This window comes from Myxococcus xanthus (assembly GCF_006402735.1).
GTDB classification, from domain to species: Bacteria; Myxococcota; Myxococcia; order Myxococcales; family Myxococcaceae; genus Myxococcus; species Myxococcus xanthus_A.
This window is the reverse complement of the sequence record NZ_CP017174.1, coordinates 3,486,290-3,512,912: the sequence shown is the minus strand read 5'-3', so window position 1 is coordinate 3,512,912 and position 26,623 is coordinate 3,486,290. Positions and strand designations below refer to the sequence as shown.

19 protein-coding genes are annotated in these 26,623 nt (G+C 68.9%); 2 read left to right on the top strand and 17 right to left on the bottom strand.

Going from position 1 to position 26,623, the window contains the following annotated elements; all coding sequences use genetic code 11:
* Positions 1 to 41 precede the first annotated feature (41 nt).
* The 5 genes from BHS09_RS14815 to trmFO form a co-directional block, all read right to left on the bottom strand.
* The gene (locus BHS09_RS14815; RefSeq protein ID WP_140798200.1) at positions 42 to 1,862 is read right to left on the bottom strand and encodes an SLC13 family permease; all 1,821 of its coding nucleotides are present in this window, start codon (positions 1,860 to 1,862) and stop codon (positions 42 to 44) included.
* A gap of 380 nt (positions 1,863 to 2,242) precedes the next feature.
* Positions 2,243 to 3,145, bottom strand: a complete 903-nt coding sequence (locus tag BHS09_RS14805) for a tyrosine recombinase XerC (protein ID WP_140790684.1) — start codon at positions 3,143 to 3,145, stop codon at positions 2,243 to 2,245.
* Between the two features lie 50 nt (positions 3,146 to 3,195).
* Positions 3,196 to 5,457, bottom strand: coding sequence for an EF-hand domain-containing protein (locus BHS09_RS14800; RefSeq protein WP_140798199.1), 2,262 nt, complete (start codon positions 5,455 to 5,457; stop codon positions 3,196 to 3,198).
* A 59-nt stretch (positions 5,458 to 5,516) separates the two neighbouring features.
* Positions 5,517 to 7,160 carry a PD40 domain-containing protein gene (locus BHS09_RS14795; protein ID WP_140798198.1) on the bottom strand — a complete coding sequence of 548 codons (1,644 nt, stop codon included), beginning with the start codon at positions 7,158 to 7,160 and terminating at the stop codon, positions 5,517 to 5,519.
* Complete coding sequence (gene trmFO / locus BHS09_RS14790; protein ID WP_140790678.1) at positions 7,157 to 8,530, bottom strand: methylenetetrahydrofolate--tRNA-(uracil(54)-C(5))-methyltransferase (FADH(2)-oxidizing) TrmFO; 1,374 nt, start codon at positions 8,528 to 8,530, stop codon at positions 7,157 to 7,159. The genes BHS09_RS14795 and trmFO overlap by 4 nt, the downstream gene beginning before the upstream one ends.
* 272 nt (positions 8,531 to 8,802) lie before the next feature.
* On the opposite strand from trmFO, the gene BHS09_RS14785 reads away from it, so the two are divergent.
* Positions 8,803 to 9,195, top strand: a complete 393-nt coding sequence (locus tag BHS09_RS14785; RefSeq protein WP_140790676.1) for a TraR/DksA family transcriptional regulator — start codon at positions 8,803 to 8,805, stop codon at positions 9,193 to 9,195.
* 42 nt (positions 9,196 to 9,237) lie between these two features.
* Here BHS09_RS14785 and BHS09_RS14780 read toward each other — a convergent pair whose 3' ends face one another.
* The 8 genes from BHS09_RS14780 to pgeF form a co-directional block, all read right to left on the bottom strand.
* A complete protein-coding gene (locus BHS09_RS14780; protein ID WP_140798197.1) occupies positions 9,238 to 9,819 on the bottom strand; it encodes an ExbD/TolR family protein in 582 nt (193 codons plus the stop codon).
* A gap of 3 nt (positions 9,820 to 9,822) precedes the next feature.
* On the bottom strand, positions 9,823 to 10,344 hold the full coding sequence (locus BHS09_RS14775; RefSeq protein ID WP_011553060.1) for an ExbD/TolR family protein: 522 nt from the start codon (positions 10,342 to 10,344) through the stop codon (positions 9,823 to 9,825).
* A gap of 19 nt (positions 10,345 to 10,363) precedes the next feature.
* On the bottom strand, positions 10,364 to 11,101 hold the full coding sequence (locus BHS09_RS14770; RefSeq protein WP_026114210.1) for a MotA/TolQ/ExbB proton channel family protein: 738 nt from the start codon (positions 11,099 to 11,101) through the stop codon (positions 10,364 to 10,366).
* 160 nt (positions 11,102 to 11,261) lie between these two features.
* Entirely contained in the window at positions 11,262 to 13,823 is a 2,562-nt protein-coding gene (gene topA / locus BHS09_RS14765; protein WP_140790672.1) for a type I DNA topoisomerase, read from the bottom strand.
* Positions 13,824 to 13,834: 11 nt separating this feature from the next.
* The gene (locus BHS09_RS14760; RefSeq protein WP_140790670.1) at positions 13,835 to 14,956 is read right to left on the bottom strand and encodes a DNA-processing protein DprA; all 1,122 of its coding nucleotides are present in this window, start codon (positions 14,954 to 14,956) and stop codon (positions 13,835 to 13,837) included.
* Positions 14,957 to 15,096: 140 nt separating this feature from the next.
* Positions 15,097 to 16,302, bottom strand: a complete 1,206-nt coding sequence (locus tag BHS09_RS14755; protein WP_174259271.1) for a LysM peptidoglycan-binding domain-containing protein — start codon at positions 16,300 to 16,302, stop codon at positions 15,097 to 15,099.
* A gap of 26 nt (positions 16,303 to 16,328) precedes the next feature.
* Positions 16,329 to 17,189 (bottom strand): tetratricopeptide repeat protein, encoded by an 861-nt coding sequence (locus tag BHS09_RS14750; RefSeq protein WP_140790666.1) that lies wholly within the window; start codon positions 17,187 to 17,189, stop codon positions 16,329 to 16,331.
* 83 nt (positions 17,190 to 17,272) lie between these two features.
* Positions 17,273 to 18,034 carry a peptidoglycan editing factor PgeF gene (gene pgeF / locus BHS09_RS14745; protein WP_140790664.1) on the bottom strand — a complete coding sequence of 254 codons (762 nt, stop codon included), beginning with the start codon at positions 18,032 to 18,034 and terminating at the stop codon, positions 17,273 to 17,275.
* Between the two features lie 178 nt (positions 18,035 to 18,212).
* Between pgeF and BHS09_RS14740 the strand changes: the two genes are divergently transcribed.
* Entirely contained in the window at positions 18,213 to 20,150 is a 1,938-nt protein-coding gene (locus BHS09_RS14740) for a GGDEF domain-containing protein (RefSeq protein ID WP_140790662.1), read from the top strand.
* A gap of 4 nt (positions 20,151 to 20,154) precedes the next feature.
* On the opposite strand, the gene BHS09_RS14735 is transcribed toward BHS09_RS14740, so the two are convergent.
* The 4 genes from BHS09_RS14735 to BHS09_RS14720 form a co-directional block, all read right to left on the bottom strand.
* The gene (locus BHS09_RS14735) at positions 20,155 to 20,748 is read right to left on the bottom strand and encodes an SGNH/GDSL hydrolase family protein (RefSeq protein WP_140798195.1); all 594 of its coding nucleotides are present in this window, start codon (positions 20,746 to 20,748) and stop codon (positions 20,155 to 20,157) included.
* A gap of 22 nt (positions 20,749 to 20,770) precedes the next feature.
* The gene (locus BHS09_RS14730) at positions 20,771 to 22,252 is read right to left on the bottom strand and encodes a trypsin-like peptidase domain-containing protein (protein WP_140798194.1); all 1,482 of its coding nucleotides are present in this window, start codon (positions 22,250 to 22,252) and stop codon (positions 20,771 to 20,773) included.
* 97 nt (positions 22,253 to 22,349) lie between these two features.
* Positions 22,350 to 23,939 (bottom strand): glycoside hydrolase family 57 protein, encoded by a 1,590-nt coding sequence (locus BHS09_RS14725; protein WP_140798193.1) that lies wholly within the window; start codon positions 23,937 to 23,939, stop codon positions 22,350 to 22,352.
* 25 nt (positions 23,940 to 23,964) lie between these two features.
* The gene (locus BHS09_RS14720; protein WP_174260647.1) at positions 23,965 to 26,475 is read right to left on the bottom strand and encodes a DUF4912 domain-containing protein; all 2,511 of its coding nucleotides are present in this window, start codon (positions 26,473 to 26,475) and stop codon (positions 23,965 to 23,967) included.
* Between the last annotated feature and the right edge of the window lie 148 nt (positions 26,476 to 26,623).

The following is a 26,623-nucleotide window of genomic DNA, read 5'->3' as shown; positions in this document are numbered from 1 at the left end:
GTGTTTCCAAGGAACAGTGACTGGCTGTCTGCTCTCAGACTTCAAAAAGGAAGCACCCACGGCACTACCAGCACCGCCAGCGCGACGATGAGCACCTGGAGCGGGATGCCCACCCGGGCATAGTCGGCGAACCGGTAGCCCCCAGGGCTCATGACCAGCGTGTTCACGGGCGACGCGATGGGCGTGGCGAACGCCGCCGACGCGGTGATCGCCACCGCCATCAACAGCGGCTCGGGCCGGAGGTCCATGGACTCCGCGATGCGGAGGGCCACCGGGGCCACGAGGACGGCGGTGGCCGTGTTGGAGATGAACAAGCCCAGTGTGGACGTCACGATGGCGAGCACCGCCAATACGGCGTGAGGGCTGGCGCCGGTGAAGAGCCGCTCCAGGCCCGCCACCGCCAGTTGCGTCACGCCGGTCCGCTCCAGCGCGGTGGCCAGCGGGAACATTCCGGCGATGAGCACGACGCTCTCCCAGTTGACCGTGCGGTAGACTTCCGAGGAGCGCACGCAACCCGTGAGCACCATGGCCACCGCCGCGAGCAGCACAGCAACCACGTTGGGCAGCAGGCCCAGGGCCATCACCGTCAACATCGCCAGGGTGATGACGACGGTGAGCGCCGCCCGCCGCGGGTCCGCGAGGCGGTCGGTGCGCGGGTCGGGTTCGGCGAGGAGAACGAGGTCCCTTCGGGCCTCGGACAGGTTGCGCAGGTGCTTCTTGCGGCCCTTCACGAGCAGGGTGTCGCCGCGCCGCAGCGTGAAGTCCTTGAGTGCGGGAGACGAGGCATCCACCACCGCGTCCGTGCCCCGGCGAATCGCGAGCACCGTGGCCCGGAACTGGTCGCGAAAGCGCGCCTGACGGAGCGTCCGGCCCACCAGCGCCGAGCGGCGGGGAATCACCACCTCCGCGAGCGACTCCTCGGGAGGCAGCGACAGCGATTGCAAGGACGGGAGCCGCTCCAACCCCCAGTGCTCCACCGTCGCGACGACTGCATCCTCATGGCCCTGGACGACCAGGACTTCGTTCGCTCCGAAGGGACGGTGCGGAACCACCGGATGCGCAGCGCCCGCCAATGAGATGCCCACCACGTTCACTGCGTGCGCGGAGCGCAGGTTGGCTTCGCCGAGCGTCCGGCCCATGAGCTTCGAACCACGAGGAACGCGGAGGGAATGAAGCATCGTTCCCAGGCCGTACTCAGTGGCGAAGTCCTCGGGCGACAGCACGGCCTGCGCCGCGACCTGCCCCTGCGCCGCCGAGGGCAGCAGGTATTTGCCGACGAAGATGAGGAACAGCATGCCCGCGGCGAGCATCACCACACCGATGGGGAAGAAGGTGAAGAAGCGGAACGGCTCATGGCCTGCATCCCGAAGCGCCCCACTCACGATGAGGTTCGGCGGGGTGCTGATAAGCGTCAGCATGCTGCCCAGGTGGGCGGCGAACGCGAAGGGCAGGTAGATGCGAGCGGGCGCGATTCCGCGCCGGAGGGCGAGCGTCCCCACCACCGGCATCAGGATGGCCACGGTCCCCGTGGAGCTCATGAAGGCAGACAGCGCGGCGGTGGCCAGCATCACCACGGCGATGGTGCGCCCCTCCCCTTCCCCCGCGAGGTGCCCCAGCCGCTGTCCCAGCCACCCCGCCAGCCCTGTCTCCGTGATGGCGCCGCCAATCACGAAGAGCCCCACGAGCATGATGACCACCGGGTTGCTGAAACCCGCGAGCGCATCCTCCACAGGAACGATGTCGAAGAGGAGGAGCGACAGCAGCGCGAGCAACGCCACGATGTCCAGCCGTACCCGGTCGCTCACGAAGAGCACCAGGGAGACGGCGAGGACGCCAAGGGTGATGAGCGCAGGAGGGGTCACATCGAGCAGCTATGACACCCCACATAGGGATTCGCTACCCCTACGCCCAGCCCACGCCCCAGGTTCGACGCCACGACCGCTGGCGCGCCAAATAGCACCGGCAAGCCCCACTGCACGCCCAGATGGACGAGACAGAACGCCGCGAGTACCGGGGCAAAACAGGACAGGGACAACGCCGAACGAATGGAGCAGAACCGGGCGTAAAAAATCAGTGAGACCACGGGAACGCCCGAAGCCATCTGCTGCATGCGTGCCGTCCCGAGGAACAGAAACGCGGTGTACCCGTCCGTCAACAAACCCAGGGCAGGAGGAACCAAGCCAGCCCGTTCGCGATAGCAATGACGGTCCCCATCACGCGGCGTCGCCTGGTCGACGAGCACTCACGCCCGCGGATGCGCGGAGTCGTAGACCTGCTGGAGCTGCTCCCACGTCACCTGGGTATACCGCTGCGTGGTGGACAGGCTCGAATGGCCCAGCAACTCCTGGATGCTGCGGATGTCCGCGCCGCCGCCCAGCAGGTGCGTGGCGAAGGAGTGACGCATGGCGTGCGGGCTCACCTTCCGCGTCAGCGCGCACTTCAGCACGTATGTATCCAGGTGCCGCGCGATGCTCCTCGGCGTCAGGCGTCCACCCCGGAAGTTGAGGAACATCGCATCCGGCGCCTGGTCCTTCCGAATCGTGGCCAGCAGCTCTCCCCGCCTCGCGAGGTACGCCTCCAGCGCCCGGATGGACTGCGCATTCACGGGCACGAGCCGCTCCTTGCTCCCCTTGCCCATCACCCGGACGATTCGCCCGCTCCGGTCGATGTCCAGCATGTCCAACCCGCACAACTCACTGATACGCAGGCCGCCGCCATAGAGCAGCTCGAGAATCGCCCTGTCCCGCAGCCCGAGCACCGTCTTCAGGTCGGGCATGTCCAGGATGGCGAAGACCTCCTCCACCGGCAGCACCTTGGGCAGCGTCTTCGGCAGCTTCGGACTCTTCACCAGCTTCGCGGGGCTCGCGGGCAACAGCTTCTGCCGAACGAGGTACTTGTAGAACGACTTGATGCTCGCCAACCGCCGCGCCCGGCTCGCCGGGGCGTGGTCCGTGCTCAACGTGCCCAGGTAGCCACGAATCGCCGCGTGCGTCCCCGACAGGAGCGACAACTTCATTCGCTCCACCAGGTAGCGCTCGAAGTCCACCAGGTCGATGAGGTAGTTGCGCACCGTGTGCGGGGACGAGCCCTTCTCGTCCTCCAGGTGGGCGCGGAACTTCTCCAGCAGCGGCGACAGGCTCGTCATCGGGGACGAGCCTACGGGCCGGAGAAATCCTGGCAAGATTCGCGGTGAGCCTACGGTGCCTTGGCTGGAGCCGCGGCAGGCGCCGCTGCCGCCGCCGGAGCCGGTTCCGCCTGGGACGGCAACACCGCCAGGCAAGTGTCCTGAGACAACCAGCCCGCGTGGCAGAACCAGGTCAGCAGCGGAATCCGGATCTGCCAGAGCAGGACGAAAATCACCGCCAGCGTGATGGCCAGCTTCGTCCACCCGGACGTGCCCTCCGCCTCGTCGTCCTGCTGCTGCCGAGCCAGCGCCGAGCGCACCATGTCCATGCGGTCCACCCGGGCGTTCGAGGGCAGCTTCGGACGGCGCGTCACCAGCGAGGACAGCTCCGGCGTCAGCATCAGACGGTCATTCAGCGCCCAGCCCGAGCCTTCCAACAGCAGCGCCAGGTTGCGCCGGCGCAGCTTCAGCCAGCCCAGGAGCCCCGCCGGGGCCATGACGACAATGGCAATCAGCGTCGCCGCGGAGATGAGGTCCACCAGCGTCAGCGACTTCACCTGCGTCATGATGAACGCGAAGGACGACCCCAGCGCCGCCGCCGCCAGGCCGCCCGCCGCCACGATGCCCGCCAACCCGCCTCCCGCGGGCGCCGCGGCGGCAGCGGGAGCCGCGCCCGCCGCCGGAGGAGGCGCCACCAGCGGCGCGTTCGTCGCGTTCGTGTAGCCCTGCTCCAGCGTCGAATCGAACGTCTTCTCCCCCGCCGAGGCCAGGCCCTCCACCTTACTGGTGATGAAGTCACCAATGCGCGCGAAGGGCATGGTCATCGCCTCCCACAGCGACACGGGCTGACGCACCACCTGCGTCACGATGGCGTCGCTCTCCACGCCGTCCACGTCGTAGAAGACGCCCCGCTTGCCCACCGCGAGCTCCGTGCTCCGGCCGCTCGTCACCGGCACCGCCACTTCATACCCGGGCGTCCCGTCCTTCGGCGCCACCTGGACGTAGAGGATGCAGGTGGTCCCCAGCGCGGTGAGCGCGGAGTGCGCGGCCCGGTTCGTCACCAGCACCGACAGCGTGTACTTGCGCCCGCCCAGGATGAGCGTCCCCTTCTCCACCAGCGCCAACCGCTTGGGCATGTAGAGGCTGGGCATGCTGATGAAGTTGTTCGCGAACAGCAGCAGCCAGCGCTGGTAGAGCACCAACCGCTCCAACTCGTTGACTGCATCCAGCGTGGGCTTGAGCGCGAGGTCCGCCGCGCTCGCGGCGTCCAGGGCACCAAGGTCCGCGTCCGAAACCGACGGCAGCGTGTCCATCAGCTTGCGCACCGGGTTCGCCTCGAGCTGTGCCTGCCACGCCAGCACGCCGTCCGCCTTCGCCGCCAACTCCCGCCACGCCGAGTCCGACAGTCGCTGCGAATCCCCCGTCATCGGCGTGGCGACGTCCGTCCGGAACGCATCCAGCACCTCGTACGCGGGCCCGCGCAGGAGACGGGCCCACTCCAGCACACCCGACGCATCCGGCGGCGCGATGGGCAGGTCGCCCGCCGCCTTCCCCAGCGCCGCCACGTCACCCAGCGCCCCCTCCACCCGCTCCGCGCGCAGGCGCAGGCTCGCCGCCGCTTCGGGCTGCGCGGCCACCAACCGGCACTGCACGAAGTACGCATCCAGCAGCGGCGCCACGTCGCGCACGCGCTTCGCCGTGTCCAGGCTGACGTCGCCCCAGACGAACGCCGCGCCCTGCTTCTCCCGGTGCTCCCTCAGCTTCGCGCGCTCCTCGCGGAAGCGTGCCACCAGCGTCGCGTCCACGCCCACCTTGCCCGCCCGGTTCGTCAGCGCGGGAAAGCTGGCCATCAGCTCCTGGGCCAGGGGCCGCAGGTGCTCGGGCAGGTGCTCGGGCGCGACGATGCCATCGCCGTTCTGCCCGGCCTCTCGCAGGGCCTTCTCGCTCTCGCGAACCTGCGCCAGGGAGATGCGCCCGGCGTCCGTCGCCTTCAGCGTCCGGAGAATCATCTCCGCCGCGCCGCGCAGGGGCTTCGCCTCCTCGCTGAGCGCGTCCAGCTCCAGCACGTCACTGGAGGCGTCCGCGCCGCGCCGGTCCTTGAGCTGTTTGGCGGCCCAGTCCACCGCCGTGCGCACCTCCGCCACGCGGATGCGGCCATTGCCGTCCGCGTCCATCAACGTCAGCAGGCGAGGATCACAGCTCAGGCCCTCCAACGGGCACGCCGTGGCAATCCACTGCGTTTCAGGGATGCGGATGGCCTCCACCAGCACATCGAAGGAGGGGATGTCGACCTGGAGCGAGCCGCCGTAGCGGCGATAGATGAGCGAAGCCATTCAGGCGGCGGAAGTAAGCACACCGCCCGGCGAATCGCACGATCCTCAACAGTCAAAAGCTACGGCGTCGCGGGGACGCTGTAGATGCCGGCCTTGGGCCCCTGCGTAATGGCGTACACGGCAAGCGAGTCATTCTTGCCCCCGAAGGACACCGGCACCTGGACGCCCTGGTCCAGCGTCTTCCGCGCCTGCGTCTTCACGTCGTACACCGCCACGTCATAGGTGTCCGAGTCCATGCGGGCATAGGTGACGAGCACCCGCTGGCCGTCCTCGGACAGCTTGTAGCTGAAGATGCCCTGCAGCCACGTGCGGGGGTCCGCCTGCCGGGGCAGGTCCATGGCCATGAAGTCACACGAGCGCCCGTTGCGGATGCAGTTGGAGCGGAACACCACCTGCCCGTTGCCCGGCGTGAAGCCATAGCCGAAGACGCCCTGCTGCACCTTCGCCGCCCGCTCCTCACCCAGGGTGTACAGCATCAGGTCCACCGAGTACGCGGGCTTGAGGATGCGCGAGAGGAACGCCACATAGCGCCCGTCCGAGCCCCAGACGAAGTTGGGCACGCGGCCGCCCACCTGCTTCGTCGTGCCGTCCGGCAGCGCGGCCACCGACATCAGCCCCGCGTTCGCCGTCGAGTCATACTTCTCCAGGAAGCCCACCGCCTGCGAGTCCGGCGAGAAGACCAGCTTCTCCACCTGCACGCCCAGCTTGCGCCCCGCGCCCCCCGTCGCCGGGCCCAGGTGCAAGTCCCCGGGCACGTTCGGCTTGCCATTCTCCGTGCGCGCCAGCCACTTGCCGTCGGGCGAAAAGGCAAACACCCCCGAGGCCACCGCCAGCCGCTTCGCCTTCAGCTCCGGCAGCTCCGCCAGGTACAAGTCATACAGCCCCCGCACCGACTCGCTGCGCACCTGGAAGGCCACGCGCTGACCATCCGGGGAGACTTCGTAGTCCCCCACCTGGTCCCCCACCTTGACGGGCGGCGCGTCTGGCTTCTCCACGGAGATGGCCGCAAGGCCCCCCGCCGCGGACAGCCGGCGCTTGAAGAGCAGCGTCTTGCCGTCCGGCGTGAACTGGGCCGTGCTGACCTCCGCCGCCACGTCCGTGAAGGGCCCCGACGGCAGCGCCCCCAGCTTCAGCTTGCCGCCGTCCACGTAGGCCAGCTTCGTCCCATCCGGGCTGGGCAGCATGTAGCTGACCGCCGTGCCCAGCATGACAGGCGCCGCCTTCGCGTCATCCAACGACGCCACGGTCAGCGAGCCCGACTGCGTCGCCGGGCTGTAGCCGGAGAGGAAGAGGACGTGCTTCGAGCCTGGCGCCACCAGCTGGCCGCCCGGGACGTTCGTCACGCCCTCGCCCAGCTTGCGCGGTTCGCCGCCCTCCACCGGAACCACGTACAGCTCGCCCAGCACCATCTGCGGCGGGATGCCATCCATCCGGGGCTTCTGCCCGTTGACGATGTACGTGGCGAAGCGGCCGTCCGGCGTCACCCGCAGGTCCGTCACGCGCCCCGAGGCCAGCAGCGTGCCCTGCCCCGCGCCAGGGGCACCGGGCGGTGGCGACTTCTCCGCCGTCGCGGCGGCCTTGGTTCGCCGCACGCCCGGGGCCTCCGAGCCGCCATTCTCCCCCTGCTTGCAGCCCGTGCCCGCCATCACCAGCGAGGCCATCAGGCCCGCGGTCCACAGCCGCCCCTGCCGCATCCGCATCATGCGCTCCTCTGATCCACGTGCTCGGGGGCGCCCGCCGCCGGGACGCCCGCATGCGGCAGCCATGCCGCCAGGTCCTGCTTCGCTCGCGCCGAATACGCCGCGCGCTTCTCCGCCTTCTTCATCCGCCCGGTCAGCGGCGGAAAGATGCCGAAGATGATGTTGGTGGGCTGGTGCGGGTAGTCCGGCGGATGCGCCTCGCCCGTCACGTGCCGCAGCAGCGCGCCCATCGCCGTGGTGGCCGGCGGCGGAACGAACTCCGTCCCCGTCAGCCGGGCGTGCAGCGCCAACGCCACCAGGTATCCACATGCCGCGCTCTCCACGTAGCCCTCCACGCCGGAGATCTGCCCGGCGAAGTAGAGCCGGGGCTCCGTCTTCAGCGACAAGTCCTTCGCCAGCAGCCGGGGCGAGTCGATGAAGGTGTTCCGGTGGATCTGCCCCATCCGGAGGAACTCCGCTTGCTGAAGTCCGGGGATGAAGTTGCTGAAGATGCGCTTCTGTTCACCCCAGGTCAGCCGCGTCTGGAAGCCCACCATGTTCCAGGACGTGCCGCCCACGTCCTCCATGCGCAGCTGAACCACCGCGTGGGGATCCTGGCCCGTGCGCGGGTCCCTCAGGCCCACCGGCTTCATGGGCCCGTAGGCCAGGGTGTCGTCGCCACGCTCGGCCATCACTTCAATGGGCAGACACCCTTCGAAGTACTTGGGTTCCTCGAAAGCGTGGGGCACCACCTTCTGACCCGCCTTCACCTCGGCGATGAAGCGGTAGTACTCGTCCTTCGTCATCGGCAGGTTGAGGTAGTCGTCCCCGCCGCCCTTGCCGTAGCGGCTCTGGCGGAACGCCACGTTCATGTCGATGGAGTCCGCCGACAGGATGGGCGCGATGGAGTCATAGAAGTAGAGCTTGGCGCCCACGTGGCGCTCCAGCTCCCGCGTGAGCGCGTCCGACGTGAGCGGTCCCGTGGCAATCACCACCGGGCCGTCCTCGGGCAGGTGCTCCACCTCGCCGGCCACCATCTCCACGCCGGGCTGGCGCAGCAGGGACTCCGTAATCGTGGCGGAGAAGCGCTCACGCTCCACCGCCAGCGCGTCACCCGCGGGCACCCGGTTCGCGTCCGCCGCGCCCAGCACCAGCGAGCCCAGCGCGCGCAGCTCCGCGTGTAGCAGGCCAATGGCGCTCTCCGGGTTGTCCGAGCGCAGCGAGTTGCTGCACACCAGCTCCGCCAGCGTGTCCGACTTGTGCGCGGGCGAGCGCTTCTGGGGCTTCATCTCCCGCAGCACCACCGGCACCCCGCGGCGGGCGAGCTGGTAGGCACACTCCGTCCCCGCCAGGCCGCCGCCAATCACCGTCACCCGCTGCTTCTGATCCGCCATCCGCTTCCTCCAGGCCCGCGCCGCTGGGCCGTCCAGCAACTGTTAGCAGGACTGACACGCCCTGGCCCAGTGTCGATTCAGCCGTGTGCAACCCCACGCTTTCGCAATGGATTCGCACCTGGCCGGCTGCCCAGCAGGCCGCCTCCGTCTCCGGCTGGAAGGCGCGGTTTCCCTACCTGGGTTGAACCCCTACGTTTCTCGCGTTCGCCGCTCGGGGGCGGCCAGCAACCGGGCGAGCGCCAATGAACTCGAACACTGGGAGTACCGAAGCCATGGCGACCCGCCGAAATCAGGACCTGATCCGGATCCGCGAACTCCTGCAGCGCCGCCGCCGGGAGATTCTCAGCGCCAACGAGGGTGCGCACCGCGAGCTCACCGCCCTGAAGAACCAGGAGCGGGACCCCGAATACGAAGAGAACGCCCAGTCCGAGCTGGCCGACTACACCCTTTCCAGTCTGATGGAATCGCAGCGGCGCGAAATCATGCTCATCGACGCGGCGCTGCGCCGCATGGAGATGGGCGTGTTCGGCGAGTGCGTGGACTGCGGCTTCGAGATTCCCATCGAACGCCTGGAGGCCCTGCCCTTCGCCATCCGCTGCGAGGAGGACGCCAGCATCCACGAACTCGAGACGCGCGGCGGCCCCATGGCCAGCCCGTCTCTCTGAGGCGATGCGAGCGCGCGCTCCCGGTGCCGCCCCGGGAGCGTGCTACTCGCCCTCTTTCTGGAGCACCACGAAGCGGTAGTTCTCCAGCTCGTTCTGCCCCGCCGTGTAGAGCACGGTGAGGAGCATGTCGTAGGGAATCTTCTTGTCCGCGATGACGGACAGCTCCCCACTGAAGGGCGCCGACGGGTTGCGCGCGGCGATGTACTTCAGCTTCTCCACTTCCTTCTTCAGCTGCGCATCCAGCGGCAGCACCAGCCGCCCCTGGACCTTGTCGGCCGGGAACTGACCGTTCTGCAGCCGCAGGACCTCCCGCTCACCCACCAGCACATTCCTGGGCGTGATGGTGACGGCCACGGTGTCCTTGGGCGTGGCGCGCGTGGAGGACACGGGCGGGCGCACGTCCTCGGACGCCGTCACCGCCGCGGACGACGAGGCGAAGGACTTGAGCAGGAACACCAGGAGGATGGTCATCATGTCCATCATCGCGGTGATGTTCAGCTCCTTGATCTCCCCCGCCGCCTCGCGCTCCTTGCGCTTCTTGCGCGCCAGGGCCCGGCGGTAGCTCAGCCGCGCCACGGCTTCCGCGTCGGGCGTCTCCAGGGCGGATGTCGTCGGGTCGGCCATGGCTCAGATGGCTCCCAGGGTGACGTCCGGGAACAGCAGCCGGCGCTCGCGGCCCTGCGTCTCACGGATGGCGTCCAGCGTCTGCGTCAGCGTCTCGTAGGGGACGTCCGGGTCCGCGCCCACGATGACCTTCGTCTCCTTGGGGAAGGCGGACTTGATCTCCACCATCTTCGCGTTGAGCGCGGAGAAGTCGTGCGCGCCGTCCGCCTTCACGGGGATGGTGGGCGTACCCGCCTCCCCGAGGATGGCGTTCTCGCTGCTGACGAAGTGCCCCTTCTTGGAGATGAGCACGGACAGCGTCAGCTTCGGCGCATCGTCCGGGTTCTCCTGGGCCATGCCCGTCGTCGGCGCACCGTAGGCGGGGGCGTTGACGTTGATGATGCCGAACGTCGCCAGGCCGGTGATGGACAGCAGCATGAAGATGATGAGGTTCATGAGGATGTCGAGGTACGGGACGATGTTCAGCTCGCCCGCCTCTTCTTCCTCACGAACCTTCAGCTTGCGCCGGGAGTAGTGGAACGCCATGGCCGCGTGCCCTTGCGCTCTACGACGCGCGCGCCTCGAGCTCCGTGGTGGCCGGGTCCACGGAACCGCGGCGCGACAGGAGGTTCTCCAGCTTGAGCGCGTTGAGCTCCAGCCCCTCCACCATGCTCTTCGCGTACGACGTGAGGAACAGGTGGAAGATGATGCAGATGACGGCGATGGAGAGCGCGAAGGCGGTGTTGTTCATCGCCTTGGAGATGCCGTCCGACAGCAGCACCTGCTTCTGCTCCGCCGGCACGTTGCCCAGCGCCTGGAAGGTGCCGATGAGGCCGAAGATGGTGCCCACCAACCCCACCAGCGTGGCGATGTTCGCCAGCGACCACAGCCAGGGGATGCGCTTGGACACGTTCGGGCTGTGCTCGACGATGGCCTCTTCCACCGCCTTGGAGACCTCAATCTCACCGCGGTTGGCGTTCACCAGGCCCGCGCGGACCACCTTGGCCAGCGGCGCGTTGGGCGCCATGGCGCACACCTTCACGGCGCGGTCCAGGTTGCCGCTGCGCACCAGCTTGGCGATCTGCTCCATGAAAGGCGGCGCGTTGAGGTTGTAGCGGAACACCAGGGTGACGATGCGCTCCAGCGCGACCGCCAGCGAGCACGCCAGCCAGAACAGGTTCACGAACATGAACGGTCCGCCATCCTTGAAGAACTTGATGACGGAGTCCGTGACGCCCAGCTTGCCCCCTTCCGTGGCCGCGAGGGTCACGTCCAGCAGCAGCTCGCTTACCGAGGGAATCATTGCGCCCAGAGTCCTTTCGACGCCCGCCCCCCGGGGCGCGCCCATCCAGAGGCGGGCACCCGTTCGACGTTCCCGGGGAGGGAGCAGCCTGGACTTCTAGGGCGGGCCCGCCAAGGCTGTCAAGCCGAGGACGGGCCATGCCCATGTAACTACTGGGCTTTCAAGCAGCCGAGGAGGCTTCGGGTGACCCACCCGGGCCCCCGGGCTGCTCGGTGATTTCGCGCCGGTAGTCGCACTCCTTGTTGGGGCACGCCACGTACGGGCCGTCCCGCTTGGAGAACTTCTGGAGCAGATAGGGCGACGCGCAGGTGGGGCACGGCTCGGCCAGCGGCCGGTCCCAGGCGGCGAACTTGCAGTCCGGGTAGCGGTTGCAGCCGAAGAAGATCTTCCCGCGGCCACTGCGGCGCTCCGTCAGGTAGCCCTCCTTGCACTCCGGACACGACACGCCGATGGAGATGGGCTTGGACGTCTTGCAGTCCGGGTAGCCCGAACAGGCCAGGAAGCGCCCGAAGCGACCCCGCTTGATGACCATGGGCTTGCCGCACTTCTCGCAAATCTCGTCGGTGGTCTCCTCCTCCACCATGACGATCTTGCCCTCGGCGTCGCGCTTGAAGTCCTTCGTGTTCTTGCAGTCCGGGTAGTTCGAGCACGCGAGGAAGTGCCCCATCTTCCCGAACTTGATGACGAAGAGGTTGCCGCACTTCTCGCAGGGGATGTCCGTCTTGATCTCCTCCCGCTTGACGTCGCGCATCTCCGCTTCGGCCTTCTCGAGCGTCTCCTTGAAGGGCCCGTAGAAGTCGTGCAGCACGGACTTCCAGTTGGCGCCGCCCTCGGAGATCTGGTCGAGCTTCTCCTCCATGGTCGCCGTGAAGGTGACGTCCAGTTCGTGGGGGAAGTGCTTGACCAGCATCTCGTTGGTCATGTTCCCCAGGTCCGTGGGCCGGAAGCGCCCCTCCAGCTTCTCCACGTACTTCTTGTCCTGGATGGTGGAGAGAATGGCCGCGTAGGTGGACGGACGGCCGATGCCGCGCTCTTCCAGCTCCTTCACCAGCGTGGCCTCGCTGAAGCGCGGGGGCGGCTGGGTGAAGTGCTGCTCGTGGAGCAGCTTCTGGAGGTTCAGCGCGTCACCGTCGTTGAGCACCGGCAGGTCGCCCACGGCGTCGGCGCCCTCGGCGTTCTCGTCACCTGCGGCCTTGGCCTTCTCCTTCTCCGCCTCTTCCTCCGGCGTCAGGCCAGCGCCGTACACCGCCAGGTAGCCGGCGAACTTCAGCGTGCTGCCGGAGGCGCGGAAGGTGGCCCGGCCCGCGGCGATGTCCGCGCTGGTCTGGTCATAGACGGCGGGCTTCATCTGACACGCGACGAAGCGGTTCCAGATGAGCTCGTAGAGGCGGTACATGTCCTCCTCGCCCATGGCCTCGAAGAAGGACTTCACCCGCTCCGGCGGGTACTCCAGCGACGTGGGCCGGATGGCCTCGTGCGCGTCCTGGGCGCTCTTCTTGCTGCGGTACACCATGGGCTCGTCGGGCAGGAAGTCCTTGCCGTACTTGCCGCCGATGAACTCGCGCACCTGCGTCACCGCGTCGTCGGACAGACGGGTGGAGTCCGTACGCATGTATGTGATGAGCGCCGTCTGGCCCTCGTCACCCAGCGGCACACCTTCGTAGAGGCGCTGCGCCAGCGTCATCGTCTTCTTCGCGGTGAAGGACAGCCGGTTCGCCGCCTCCTGCTGGAGCTTGGAGGTGATGAACGGCGCGGGCGCGTTGCGGCGGCGCTCGCGGCGGTCCACCTTCGCCACCACGAAGCTGGCCGTCTGGAGCTCGGCGACCAGGCTCTCCGTGAAGACGCGCTCCTTCAGCTCCACCTTCTTGCCGTCCAGCTTGGACAGCTTGGCCTTGAACGGCGGCGGGCCCGCGGGTCCCTCCAGCAGCGCGTCCAGCGTCCAATACTCCTCGGGGACGAAGGCCTTGATTTCGTCCTCGCGCTCCACGATGAGGCGCACCGCCACGGACTGCACGCGGCCGGCGGACAGGCCTCGGCGCACCTTCTTCCAGAGCAGCGGGGAGATTTGATACCCCACCAGCCGGTCGAGGATGCGGCGCGTCTGCTGCGAGTCGTAGTTGTCCTGGTTGAGCTGGCGCGGCTGGGCGATGGCTTCCTGGATGGCCTTCTTGGTGATTTCGTTGAAGGTCACCCGGAGCGCGTCGGGATGCGCCAGCTCCTCCTTGATGTGCCAGGCAATCGCCTCGCCCTCGCGGTCGGGGTCCGTGGCCAGGAAGACGCGGTCGGCCGACTTCGCCATCTTCTTGAGCTCGTTGAGGACCTTCTCCTTGCCCTTGATGACCGTGTACTCGGGCCGGAAGTCGTGCTCCACGTCGACGCCCATCTTGCTCTTGGGCAGGTCCTTCACGTGGCCCACGGAGGCCTTCACCGTGTAGCCGGAGCCCAGGTACTTCTTGATGGTCTTCGCCTTGGCGGGAGACTCCACGACGACCAGGTAGTGCGGGCCCTTGCCACGGGGCGTGACCTCCTCCTCCGCGTCTGCTTCCACGGTGGGGAGTTCGTCCTCGTCGCCCTTCTTGGTGCGGCGGCGGGCCGCCGTCTTCTTCTTGGCGGCGGTCTTCTTCTTGGCCGCAGGCTTCTTCTTGGCGGCGGCCTTCTTGGCGGGCGCCTTCACCTCGGCCGCCTCAGTCTCTTCCACCTTCTTCTTCGTCCGCGTGGCCATGACTCTCCTACCTAGATTCTTTCGTACAGCCTTCCGGGGTGCTGGATGACCAGCCCCGTCAATTCCAGCTCCACCAGCGCGCTGGCGAGCGCCGCCGGTGAGAAGGTGCTGCCGACCAGCACCTCGTCGAAGCTCCGGGGAACCCGGTCCAACATCGCGAAGGCCCCCTTCGCTTCCACGGAGAGGTCCTCCCAGGAGCCCATCGTCCCAGGAGGAACCGCCGCCAGAGGGTCGACTTTCAGCACCCTCCACACATCATCCGGGCCCAGGCACACCGCCGCCTCCCCGTCCCGCAGCAATGCGTTGCAGCCGGCCGCCTCCTCCTGGCGTACGTCACCGGGCATCGCGAACACCGGCCGCCCCTGCGCCCGCCCCGCCTCCGCCGTGTACAGGCTCCCCGAATCCTTCCCCGCCCTCAGCACCAAGACTGCGTCGGATGCCCCGGAGATGAGCCGGTTGCGCCGGGGAAACGTCGTGGTGCTTGCCCGGACGCCGGGAGGCAGCTCGCTGAAGAACACGCCCCCTCGGTCCAGGAAATGAGGAAGCAGGCGGGCTTGCGCCGTGTCGAGTGCATCCAGGGCGGACCCCAGGAAGGCCCACGTCTCTCCCCCCGCCTCCAGCGCGCCCCAGTGACAGGCCCGGTCCACCCCCGCCGCCGCCCCTGACACCACCCCCACGCCCGACTCCGCCACCTGCCGGGCGAAGCGCCGCGCGAACGGCAGGAAGCCCTGATCCGGATGACGGCTGCCTACCATGGCCAGCCGGCGCCGCGGCAGCCCCGGCACGCCCCGGTAGAAGAGCACCGGCGGCGCATCCACCACCTCCGCCAGCCGCTCTGGATAGGCCGCCTGCCCCTGGAACGCCACCTTCATGCCCGACGTCCGGCAGGCGTCCCACACCCGCCACGCCACCGGCGCCAGGCGCTCCACGGAGGCGAGCTTGCGACGAACCTGTGAGGAAACCGGCGCCTGGGACACCCAGTCTCGCACCGGAGTCGCGGCGAGCGGCGCGAGGCTTCCGTCCGCGAACGCACGCAGGGCGACCAGCGTCCTCGGCCCCAGGCCGGGAACGGCCCAGAGTGCGAGGCATGCCTGCTGCTCCGCCGTGAGGCTGTCCGTCTCAGCGTCCGCCATACCCGTCCCCCGCTCGATACCCACCTATATAGAAGGTGGGGCCGCTGGGAGGGGCGCGACACATAGACACCGGACCGCCACCGGTCAAGCACTCAGCCCCTCCATCCGAGGGGCCCGTTGCACTTTTCCTGCCGCGCCGCTCAGCGGCTGGCCGAGGGCGACGAGCCCGCGGACATGTGGGCGCGGTCGCCGGGGACCAGTTCCTCCAGGGAGCGGGTCATGAGGCAGTTGGAGGTGCGCTCCTTGACCTCGGTCACCATGCACGCGCCGATGCTCCGCCAGGGGAAGGACTGCTCCTCCTTGGACGGCTTGCGCACGTCGTGGCCCAGCACGTGGCGGGACGGGTCGCCCTTGCGGAGGATGTTGAAGGTGTTGCCCAGCTCCACGCCGTCCGCGCTGCCCTTGTCCACGACGATGCTGTGGTTCTCACCCAGCACCGTGAGGTACGGCACCAGCGCGGTGATGACGGTGCCGTCCACCTGCTTCGCGTTTGGCTTCGGCGCCACGCGCTCGGTGAGGCGCTCACCCACGGGGCCCACCAGGTCGCCACGCTCGATGCCGTCCCAGGTGTCCATGATCTGCGCGGTGACGATGCCGTCGCCCACGCGCTGCACGCGCAGGGTGCCCACGAAGTCGGTGAGGAAGCCCAGCTGACGCCCGTTCACCGGGTGCTTCACGGCCTGGGTGGTGTGGTAGACGACGTAGCGGTCCCCCACCTTCACGTCACCCTTCCGCTTGAAGCGCACGTAGACGCTGTCCGGGAAGGAGAGCATCACCGCGTTGGAGGGCGAACCCTCGATGCGGCCGGCCTCGTCCAGCTCTCGCTGGGTGACGAAACCCTGCGTCGTCACGGGGACGGAGCTGGCCACGTCGAAGCCAATCTTGCCCGTCACGGTGACCTGGTCGTTGGAGGCCATCTCCATGGGGGCCGTCACGTCGCCCTCGTCCACCACCATCTCCGTCACCTGGGTGGGGACCTCCTCGCCCGCGGCGAAGAAGCGCACCTGGTTGCCGGGGTAGATCCAGTGCGGGTTGGCGATCTCCGGGTTGTAGGACCAGACCTTGGGCCAGTACCAGGGGCTGCCCAGGTAACGCTGGGACAAGTCCCACAGCGTGTCACCCGACTCCACGGAGTGGACCTCACCGGGGGCGCTCTCACGGCCCCGGGGCGCGCCGGGCGGAATGGCCACGGAGGTCGGCCGCGCGGAATCGGGCGCCTCGTCCATCACCTCGGCGCCGTCCATCTCACCGCCCGTGTCCTGCTCTTCCTCGTTCTCCTGCTGGGCGTACACGGTTGGCGCGACGGCGAGGCTCAACATCAGCGAGGTGAGAATCCGGGAGCGCATCGCGGGACGTCCTTTCGAAAGAAGCATCACTGGGGGATCGCGGCGAGCCGCTGTTCCGCCTGGGTAGCAGCCGCCGTCCCCGGGAACTGGGTGACGACGCGGGTGTAGAGCACCTTGGCATCCGCGGCCTGGTTGAGCCGCATCCGGCACTCGGCGAGCCGGAGCATGCCGTCCAGCATGGCGTCCCCGGCGGGATACTTGTCGATGAGCCGCTCGAACGTCTTCGCGGCCCCCTTGAACTCGTTGAGGCCAATCTGGCCCAACCCGCTGAAATAGAGCGCGTTGTCGGCGCGCGGGTGACGCGGGTTCTCATCGGCGAAGCGGCGCAGCTTCTCCACCCCGCCCTCCACGTTCCCGGTGCGCAGCATGTTCACGGCCTTGTCGAACTCCGCGTCGAGCACGTCGGGGTCCTGCTGCTCCCCCGCGTCCTCGTTCGACGCCACCATGGTCGCGGCCGACTCGGCGCTCGCCGACGAGGCGGGCCCTTCGTCTGGCGCGGGGCTGATGAACATCTCCATCTGCTCGTCGTCCGGCTCCATCACCGCCACGGCGGTGGGCAGCTTCGGCGCGGGCTCGTGGCGCGGCTTGAGCTTCACCACCGCCAGCTCCGGCGTGGCGCCCATCGACTCCTGGGCGGACGCCTCCACCTTCACCGGAATGGAACGCGCGGGCGGGCGCTCACTCGAAGCCCCCGCGCGCGACACGGCGTCGTGCGCCTCCAGCCGGGCCACCCGCTCCACCAGCCGTTCCTGGGACGCGCGCAGCGTGCGCAGCTCGGAGCGCAGCGCACTCACCTCCGCATCCGAGGAAGCGGTGGTGGCGCAAGCGCCCAGCGCACACAGGGGCGCGGCGGCGAGCAGACGGAAGATGACGGAGCGCGCGGGCACGGGCCTTTTTCAGCAGAGGGGTCCCCCCGAGGATAGGAAGGCCCGTCAGAGAGCGTCAAGAAATCGGCCCCCACACCGGGTGGCTAGAAGCGGTGTACCACGTAATTGAGGTGCCGCCCCGTCCGCCCCGCGTCCCGCCGGTGGGAGAAGAAGCGCGTGGGCTCACACGCCGTACAGGCCTGTAGCACATCGACGTGGGCCAGCTTGAGTCCCGCCCCCACCAACGTCTGACGCACCGCGAGGGTCAGGTCCAGCCGTGGCTTGCCTTCCACCCACCGCACCACTTCATCCCCGAAGCGCGCGCTGAAGCGCTGCGCCAGTTCCTCCGACACCTCGTAGCAACAGACCTGTATCGACGGCCCCACCGCCGCCAGCAGCCGCTCGGGCCGCGCACCGCGCGCCACCAGCACCTCCACGGCGCGCGCGCTGATGTCCGCGTCCGTCCCCCGCCAGCCGGAGTGCACCGCCGCCACGCAGCGCCCGTCCGGGTCCACCAGCAGCACCGGCACGCAGTCCGCCGTGCCCACCGCCACCCAGCTTCCCGGTGCCTGCGTCCACAGTCCGTCCGCCTCGCCCTCCGTGGGGCGCAGCCCCTGGGCCCCCTCCCCGCTCCGGGCCTCCACCACGCGATCACCGTGCACCTGCGACACGCGGCTCAGCGCTTCGAGCGGCGCGCCAGCGGCCTGTGCCAGGCGGCGGTGGTTCTCCTCCACGCGCGAGCGCTCGTCGCCCACGGAGAAACCCAGGTTGAGTGACGCGTAGGGCCCCTCCGAACAACCGCCAGCGCGGGTGGTGAAGCCGTGCGGCACCGGCAACAGCGCGGAGGTGAGAAACTCGGTCGACATGGAATCTCCAGGAATCCACCTGATTGATGCACCAAGAGGTGATCCAACGTCAGCGCAATCGTAGGATGATTTCGCCGCTTCGTTTGACAGGTAGCGTCAGCCACCAGACAATTCACGGACCGTCCGAACTCCGTGAAACCAGTCCGAAACTTCGCGCTCGAGAGCTGCGAGCACCCGCATGCCCCTGGGTCCCGACACCGTTGGTCGCAAGCTGCTGTGGAGCATCGCCCTGCCCGGGCTGCTCGTGGCACTGCTGGGCGTCGGCCACTTCTGGCGTGAGGCGCGGGTCGCGGTCCAGGACGCCACCCAGGTGGAGTCTCTGGCGCTGGCGGAGTTCGTCGCTTCCACCTTCACCCTTCCGCAGGCGCGCGGGGCTCCGGCCCATGGCGCGGTGACGGAGGTGATGCGCTCCGACACCCGGCTCTTCCGCTCGGTGGAGGACGTCCGGGTGCTGACGCCGGACGGGCGCATCCTCTGGTCCCGCCGCACGGGTGAAGAAGGCACGACGCACCCGGAGGCCGCGCGGCTGACGGCCCCTGGCCCCGAGCGGGCGCGCTCGGTGGCGCAGATGACGGAGGTCATCCGTCCCCTCGGCGGGCCGGAGTGCGCCGGCTGCCACACCTCCGGCGACGTGCCGGGCGCCAGCATCCTGCAGCTGCGCATGGCGGAGCCGGCGCTGCACCAGGAGCTGTCGTCCGTGTTCGGCGCGGCGCTCGGCTCCATGGGCCTGTTCGTGGTGCTGCTGGCGCTCATCACCGGGCTGGCGCTGCACTTCGTCCTCACCCGCCCGCTGCGCAAGCTGAGCGTGGCCATGCGGCGCGCGGAGGCGGGTGACCTGCTGGTGCGCGCAGAGGCACGAGGCACCGACGAGCTCGCGCAGCTGGGCGCGGCCTTCAACCAGATGCTGGCGCGGCTCACCTCCATGAAGGCGGAGGAGATCGACACCCACCGCGACCTGGAGCTGGTGAAGGAGAAGCTGGCCCTCAAGGACGAGTTGGAGGACCGCCTCAAGGAGCTGTCGTTGCTCTTCGACGTGGCGCGCTCGCTCAACGCCACGCTGGAGCTGGATGAGCTGCTGGACGCCGTCACCCGGCTGGTGACGGAGCGCCTGCGCATCCCCGAGTTCTCCATCATGTTGATGAACCCGGAGGGCCTGCTGGAGATCAAGCACGCCTGGCCGGAGGGCCGCGGCGCGGAGGGCCTCACCTTCGCGCTGGGCGAAGGCGCCTGCGGGCGCGCGGCGGAGACGCGCAAGTCGGTGTACCTGCCGGACACGGCGGACCGCTCCAGCGTGTTCGCCAGGCCGGACCTGGTGAAGGGCGGGCTGAACAGCGGCGCGCTGCTGGCGGCGCCCATGGTGCACATGGAGACGCTGCTGGGCGTGATGAACTTCCAGCGCCCCGAGGTGGCCAGCTTCTCCGCGGAGGAAATCGAGCTGCTCACCGCGGTGGCGGACGTGGTGGCCACGGCGGTGAAGAACGCCCGGCTGCACGCGGAGACGGTGAAGCTCACCATGACGGACCCGCTCACCGGCGTGCCCAACCGCCGCCACCTCTTCCAGCGCATGGAGCTGGAGCTGGCACGCGCGAACCGCTTCGGCACCCCGCTGGCGCTGCTCATGGTGGACGTGGACCACTTCAAGCGCATCAACGACCTGGCCGGCCACCGCGTGGGTGACGAGACGCTGCGCCGGGTGTGCGACGTGCTGCGGCTGCGCGTGCGCAAGGTGGACACGCTGGCGCGCTACGGCGGCGAGGAGTTCGTCATCCTCCTGCCCCAGACGAACAAGACGGAGGCCATGGAGGTCGCGGAGAAGCTGCGCCGGGCCGTGGCGGAATCCGTGGCGCTGGTCCAGCCGGGCCTGCCGGGCAACCACATCACGGTGTCCATTGGCGTGTCGCACTTCCCCTCCGATGCCTCCGCCCAGGAAGAGCTGGTGGACTGCGCGGACGCGGCGCTCTACTTCAGCAAGCGCACCGGCCGGAACCGCACCACCTTGTACGAAGGTGGCATGGAGCTGCACCCGGGCCGCGAGCGGGGCCCGCACACGCCCACGGCCGAGCCTCCCGCCGTGACTGCCGCCCCCAAGCCTCCGGGTGGCGTGGCCAAAGCGTAGGCGCTCAGCGGCTCACGAGCGTCTGCACCGTGGGCAGCAGCAGGTCCGCCCACTCCTCATAGCCATCGGCCGACGGATGGAAGCCGTCGTCCGAGAAGAAGTGCGGACCCCTGGGAATCATGTCCTTGCTTGCCGTGAAGAGGTCCACGTGGTGCATGCCGTGCACCCGGGCCACCTCCGCGATGGCGGCGTTGAAGGGCTCGATGCGCCCTTCGTACAGCGCCGCGGGCACCAGCCGCGCCACCGGGGCCAGCGCCAGGTCCGCGAGGTTCACCACCACCAGCGGCGCTCCGGTCTGCTTCAACCTTCGCGCGATGCGGTCCAGATCGTCCTGGAAGTCCTCCACAGGCGTGCCGCGCCAGAGGTCATTCGTCCCGATGCCCAGCGTCACCAGCGTGGGCTGCACGGCCACGGCGCGCTTCACCTGCCCCGTGAAGACGTCACGGATGCGCGCGCCGCTCTGCCCCAGGTTGGTGAGGCCCACGGGCAGGCCGACAGCGCGCAGCCGGGAGGCGAGGCGCTCGGGATAGCCCCCTCCTCGCGCCGCCCCCACGCCCACGGCCGTGCTGTCTCCCAGCGCGACGTAGTTGACGCTCATCCGCCGCTCCCACGCTCCGGACTCACGGCACCCGCAGGGCGCGCAGGTTGCGAGCCCCACCCGGCGCCGTCACGCGCAACAGCAAGGTGCTCCCGGACGCGGCGCCCTTGATGATGCGGGCCAGGGCGTCCGCGTTCTCCACCTTCTTGCGGTTGGCCTCGATGACGACCATGCCGGGCTCCAGCTGCGCGCGGTCCGCCGGCGAGCCGGGCACCACGTCGGTGATGAGCGCGCCGCTGCTGTCCGTGAAGCCGGCCTGCTGTGCGGTGCGCGCATCCAGGTTCTGGAGGCTGACGCCCACGCGCCGGGAGCTTTCTTGCTGGTCCTCCGGCCGCTGCTTCGCCGAGGCCACTCCCTCCAGGTCCGGGCGCGTGCCCAGCGCCACCTTCACGTCTTGCTTCTTGCCGTCGCGGAAGAGCGTCAGCGTGGATGTACTTCCGGGACGCTTGAGCGCCACGGTGCGCGTCAGCTCGCCGCTGGAGGTGACGGTCCGCCCGTCGATGGCGATGACGACGTCGTCCTGCTTCAGGCCCGCCTTCGCCGCGGGAGAAGACGGCATCACCTGCGTGAGGATGGCGCCCTGATTCACGGGGAGATTGAGCGCGCTGGCCAGGTCCCGCGTCAAATCCTGGATGCCCACGCCCAACCATGCGCGCGTGACGGAGCCTTCCTTCTCCAGCTGCGGCAGCAGCGAGCCGATGAGATTGCTGGGCACCGCGAAGCCGATGCCGGAGCCACCGCCGACGATGGCGGTGTTGATGCCCACCACTTCGCCCTTCATGTTGAAGAGCGGGCCGCCCGAGTTGCCCGGGTTGATGGCCGCGTCCGTCTGGAGGAACTCGTCGTACTGGCTGGCGCCAATCTCGCGCGCCCGCGCGGAGACGATGCCCAGGCTGACGCTGGAGGCCAGACCGAAGGGGTTGCCGATGGCCACCACCCAGTCACCCACACGCAGCGCGTCCGAGTCGCCCAGCTTCACGGTGGGCAGGTTCTCCACCTTCTCCTTGAGCCGCACGAGCGCCACGTCGGTGAGCGGATCCCGCCCCACCACTTCGCCACTGAAGCTGCGTCCGTCATCCAGGCGGATGGTGATGCTGATGGCATCCTCCACCACGTGGTTGTTGGTGAGGACGACGCCCTTCGGGTCGATGATGAAGCCGGACCCTGCCCCCTGTCGCAGCGGCTCGCGGCGCTGACTGCCGCCCTCGCGGCCTCCACCGAAGAAGCGCTCGAAGAGCGGGTTGTCCTCCATCCCACGCGGCATGCCGCCCCCTCGGGCCTGCACGTCCACGTTGACCACCGCCGACTTCACCGACTCCACCAGCGGCGCCAGCGACGGAAGCGTCTGGGCCTCCCGCGTCGCGGGCTGGAGAACGTTGCCGGCGCCTGGCTGGGTGGCCGCGGGCGGCGACTTCGGCGCCTGGGCGACAGCACCAGCGGGGGGCAACGCGACCAGGAGCGCGGCGACGAGCGCCTTCCGGAACGAGACGGTCGAACGGTTCATATGCAGACCAAGCTAAAGCCGAAAACCCGCCCCGCAAGCCAAACCGTCTGCCGTGGCGACAGGAGGACACATCGCCCCACCCTGCTTCCCCCTGGCCTCAGGCAGGCAGATAGAGGCGGTAGTCCAGCTCTGGATAGAGGTTGTCCCGGCCTTCCACGTGGGTGAGCCAGCCCTCGTCCAGACTGCCGCCGCGCAGCTGCTCGTGCAGGCGCTGGAAGCGCAGGATGTGCTCGCGCGTGCGGCGCTGGGCGTACTCCACCATGGTGCCCGTCTTCATGATGAAGGCCCAGTCGGAGGACTGGGCGAGCAACAACTCCCTGGCGGCCTGATTGAGCGCGCGACGTTGCAGCTCACCGGCATCCGGGAAGTCCCGCGCCAGCTCCACCATCTGCTTCGCGCAGTGGTTGAGGTGGCGGTAGATCCAATCATTGCTCCCGTCGAGCCACATGTTGGCGTAGCCCCCCGCGCCCCACGAGGACAGCGGCGGCGTCGCCACCTGGTTCTCCGGATGCTCCCGCAGGTCATCCAACGGCGTCACCAGCCGGAACGTCGTCTGGTCATACGCGACCTTGCGGATGAGGAAGTCGAGGAACTGGGGCCCCTCGAACCACCAGTGGCCGAAGAGCTCGGCGTCATAGGGCGCGACGACCACGGGCTCCCGGCCACCCAGGCGCGAGGCCAGGTCTTCAATCTGCCGTTGGCGGTTGAACAGGAAGTTGCCCGCATGCACCGAGGCCCGCTCACGCGCAGCGAGCGGATCATACGGGCGCTTGTCGTTCGTCTTCCCGGTGATGCGGAAGTACTTGAAGCCGGTGTTCTTGCGCTCGCCGGTGGGCTGGATGAACGGGCGAATGTAGTCCAGGTCCAGGTCCCAGCCGATGTCCCGGTAGAACTCGCGGTAGTCCGGGTCGCCCGGGTAGCCGTGCTCGGTGCTCCACACCTGCTGGCTGCTCTCCGGGTCTCGGGCATACGCGGCGACGCCCGCCTCGGTGAAGACGGGTGCGTAGGGGCCATGCAAGGGCCGGGGCACGGCGTCCGTCAGGCCGTGCGTGTCGACGAAGAAGTAACGGATGCGCTCACTGGCCAGCAGGCGCTCCAGGCCCGGGTAGTAGCCGCACTCGGCGAGCCAGATACCGGCCGGGTCCCTGCCGAAGTGCTGGCGGTAGTGATTCGCGGCCACCGTCACCTGGGCGCGAACGGCTTCGGGCACCTGCTGCATCAACGGCAGGAAACCGTGCGTCGCGTTGCAGGTGAGGATGTCCAGGTAGCCCGCGTCCTGGAGCCGCCGGAACCCAGAGACGAGGTCGCGCTTGTAGCGGTCGTGGAACGCGCGGCGCAGAGACTCGAAGTGGTCCCGGTAGAAGCGGGCAATGGGGCCGAAGGTGGCGTCGTCTCGCGTCCGGTGCGCCTCTCGCGCGCCCAGTTCGCAGAGCAGGTCCAGCCGCCGTGCGTAGCGGCTCATCAGCAGCTCGTCGCGCAGCATGGAGACGAGCGTTGGAGACAGCGTCATCGCCAGGCGGAACGGGACGCCGTCCTCCGCCAGTCCGTCGAAGACCTGGAGCAGCGGGAGGTACGTCTCGGAGATGGCCTCGTAGAGCCAGTCCTCCTCGAGGAAGTCCTCATGCTCGGGGTGCCGGACGAAGGGAAGGTGCGCGTGGAGCACCAGCGCGAGGGAGCCCAGACTCATGGTCGTTCAATGTCTCCGTGCGGGTTCAGGAGCGGCCGTCGTCCGAAGGCGGCTTCTGGGGAGGTGGCTCGGCCGCGTCGGGGGTGGCATGGCCGTCGCGGGCCTCGAAGGAGGAAGGAGCCGCCGTGCGGTGATGTGGCGCGCCTTCCGCTCGGGACCGGGGCACTTCGAAGTAGCGGTGGTTCTCCTCCGCGCCGGCGTCTCCCTGCGCCTGGGCGTCGCTGCCCGGAACCGTGGCGCGGGATGAACGTGGAGGAGCCTCGAAGTCGCGGTGGTTCTCCTCGACCGCAGGGGGTTGAGTACCGGAGCCGCGAGCATCCTTGGCGGTGGTTCCGGTTTCTGTGCGTGCTGACGACGCGTCCGCGTGCTGGCTGTCGGAAGCGCCCGACGGTTGAGTCGGAGCCTCGAGGAAGCCACGACCCGAGGCGCCTGTCCCCTGCCGAGGAGAATCCAGGTGGCGGCGATCCGATGCGCCCGGCTGCGGCTGCGATGGCTCCAGGTAGCGACGCTCCGAGGCACCCGACGCCCGTTCCGGGGCATCCAGGTAACGAAGATCCGAGGCGCCTGCCCGCTGTGGAGGTGGCGCCAGGTAGCGTTGCTCCGATGCACCCGGCGCGCGGGGCGGCGACTCCAGGTAGCGCATGTCCGACGCTCCCAGAATGCGCCTTACGTCCAGGTGATGCTGATGCGAAGTCGCCGCACCTTCCGCATAGCGGAGGTCCGATGCACCCGGAATGCCCCTCACATCGAGATAGCGATAAGGCGAAGCGCCGCTGACCGGCGCGCGCGTCGCACCGCCTTCCGCGTAGCGCAGCTCTGATGCGCCCGGGATGCCCTTCACGTCCAGGTATCGATGAGGCGACGTGCCACTGCCCGTAGGGACAGCCGTGCCGCCTTCCGAGTAGCGCAGGTCTGATGCGCCCGGGATGCCCTTCACGTCCAGGTAGCGGTGCGGTGACGTGTCACTGCCTGCCTGGCGTGCCGCGCCGCCTTCCGCGTAGCGCAGGTCCGATGCGCCCGGGACGCCCTTCACCTCCAGATACGCACGGGACCCTTGCCCCCTCCCCGCCTCGCGAGCGTCCCCTTCCGCATGACGCATATCCGAAGCCCCCGGTGCACGGCCCAGGGTCTCCAGGTAGCGCGACACGGGAGCCGTCACGGGGCCACGCACCTCGCGCGCATTCCGCTGCGCCGCGTCCGACTGATAGCGCTGGTCCGAAGCCCCCGCCGCTCGCCCCACCGAGTCCACGTACCGTTGGTCCGAAGCCCCAGGCACGCGTTCCACCGACTCCACGTACCGCTGGTCCGAAGCGCCCGGCGCTCGCGCGGGGCCCTCCAGGTGCGCCTCCGTCATGTCACCGCCACGACGCTGTCTGTGGACTTCCGGCACATCCAGCACGCCGCCACTGCCAGGCAGGTTCACCCGGCGCCACGACACGTACTCGCGCTCCTCTTCCGGCGGCGGCGCTTCCACGACCGCCGCGGGCAGCGCCGCCTCAAGCGGAGGAACCCGAAGGAAACGCACCGTCAAATCCGTGGAGACACCCGCGGGAGGCAGCGTCACGCGGTTGCTCGAAGCACCGATGCGGCGGCTCCGCCCATCACGACCGGCGAAGTGCGCCTCCACGCGATACGTCCGCCCCGCCGGCAACCCGTGGATGTAGAAGCCGGGAGCCTCCACCGCGAAGTCCAACTCCCGCTCCAGCTGTTCATCACCGAACACACGAAGCACGGGACGCGGCGCCTCCAGTGCATCCCGCGCGCGCAGCAGGGCCCCCAGACTGAAGTCCCAGGACACGAAGAGCGTGTGCGGGTCCCTGGGCAACAGGAGGACGGCGTCGTCCTGATACCCCTCCGGCAGCTCACCCAATCTTTCGGTATCCGCGGAGGCCGGAGGCGGAACAGGCACGCTTTCCACCAGGTGGTGGCTACGCGCCTCCTCCTCGCCAGCCACGCGCGCCACGAAGAAGCCCTCCACCACGGGCTCCGCGGGCTTTTGCACGGGCGCGGGCCGCGTGACGGATTGCGGCACCGGTTCCGGCGCGGGAACGGGCGGCCTCGTGACGGAAGGCATGACGGGCGTCACCGGCTCACGCGCCCGTTCCACTCGGGGCTTGGGCGGGAACGTGACCACCTTCGCGGGTTTGACGGTCGGCTTGCTCCCGGGCTTCTCGGAGGCCCGCTTGGCGGCCACCCGCTTGGGCGCGGACACCCTCCCCTGGCCTTGCGCGCCGTCGGTCTTGGGCTTCGCGGCGGTCGGGGTCTTCGACTTCCGGGGCGCCTTCGCGGCGTCAGTGGTGGGCGCCTTGGCCTTCTTGGCGGCGGAGGCCCGGGCAGGAGACGCTGCGGGTTTCGCGGCCGAACGCTTGGGAGGCACGCGGATGCCTGCCAACCGGGCGAGCTTCGCCAGGGCGGGGACGTAGGCGGCCAGAGCTGCGAGCAGCTCCTCTTTTTTCATCCGGCTGTAGCCGCTCCCCAGGTGCTTCCGTGCCAACTCCCTGAGGTAGCTGACCGTCACGCTCTTGAGGTCTTCCATAGGCAAGCAGGCCTTTAGGTCGCTGGTCGTAGAGGGTCAACGTGCCAGCATTACATGTGTTCTTCGCCCGACCCCCTTTCGTTTCATCACCCGATGACACTCAGGGGGCGGCTAGGTATCCTGCCCACGCTTGAGCGACCTGCCCAGA

Coding starts and splice junctions, on each gene's coding strand:
- BHS09_RS14805 (WP_140790684.1), bottom strand. CDS start 3,145: ATGACGAGCCTGTCGCCGCTGCTGGAGAAGTTCCGCGCCCACCTGGAG.
- BHS09_RS14800 (WP_140798199.1), bottom strand. CDS start 5,457: ATGGCTTCGCTCATCTATCGCCGCTACGGCGGCTCGCTCCAGGTCGAC.
- BHS09_RS14795 (WP_140798198.1), bottom strand. CDS start 7,160: ATGATGCGGATGCGGCAGGGGCGGCTGTGGACCGCGGGCCTGATGGCC.
- trmFO (WP_140790678.1), bottom strand. CDS start 8,530: ATGGCGGATCAGAAGCAGCGGGTGACGGTGATTGGCGGCGGCCTGGCG.
- BHS09_RS14785 (WP_140790676.1), top strand. CDS start 8,803: ATGGCGACCCGCCGAAATCAGGACCTGATCCGGATCCGCGAACTCCTG.
- BHS09_RS14780 (WP_140798197.1), bottom strand. CDS start 9,819: ATGGCCGACCCGACGACATCCGCCCTGGAGACGCCCGACGCGGAAGCC.
- BHS09_RS14775 (WP_011553060.1), bottom strand. CDS start 10,344: ATGGCGTTCCACTACTCCCGGCGCAAGCTGAAGGTTCGTGAGGAAGAA.
- BHS09_RS14770 (WP_026114210.1), bottom strand. CDS start 11,101: ATGATTCCCTCGGTAAGCGAGCTGCTGCTGGACGTGACCCTCGCGGCC.
- topA (WP_140790672.1), bottom strand. CDS start 13,823: ATGGCCACGCGGACGAAGAAGAAGGTGGAAGAGACTGAGGCGGCCGAG.
- BHS09_RS14760 (WP_140790670.1), bottom strand. CDS start 14,956: ATGGCGGACGCTGAGACGGACAGCCTCACGGCGGAGCAGCAGGCATGC.
- BHS09_RS14755 (WP_174259271.1), bottom strand. CDS start 16,302: ATGCGCTCCCGGATTCTCACCTCGCTGATGTTGAGCCTCGCCGTCGCG.
- pgeF (WP_140790664.1), bottom strand. CDS start 18,034: ATGTCGACCGAGTTTCTCACCTCCGCGCTGTTGCCGGTGCCGCACGGC.
- BHS09_RS14740 (WP_140790662.1), top strand. CDS start 18,213: ATGCCCCTGGGTCCCGACACCGTTGGTCGCAAGCTGCTGTGGAGCATC.
- BHS09_RS14735 (WP_140798195.1), bottom strand. CDS start 20,748: ATGAGCGTCAACTACGTCGCGCTGGGAGACAGCACGGCCGTGGGCGTG.
- BHS09_RS14730 (WP_140798194.1), bottom strand. CDS start 22,252: ATGAACCGTTCGACCGTCTCGTTCCGGAAGGCGCTCGTCGCCGCGCTC.
- BHS09_RS14725 (WP_140798193.1), bottom strand. CDS start 23,939: ATGAGTCTGGGCTCCCTCGCGCTGGTGCTCCACGCGCACCTTCCCTTC.
- BHS09_RS14720 (WP_174260647.1), bottom strand. CDS start 26,475: ATGGAAGACCTCAAGAGCGTGACGGTCAGCTACCTCAGGGAGTTGGCA.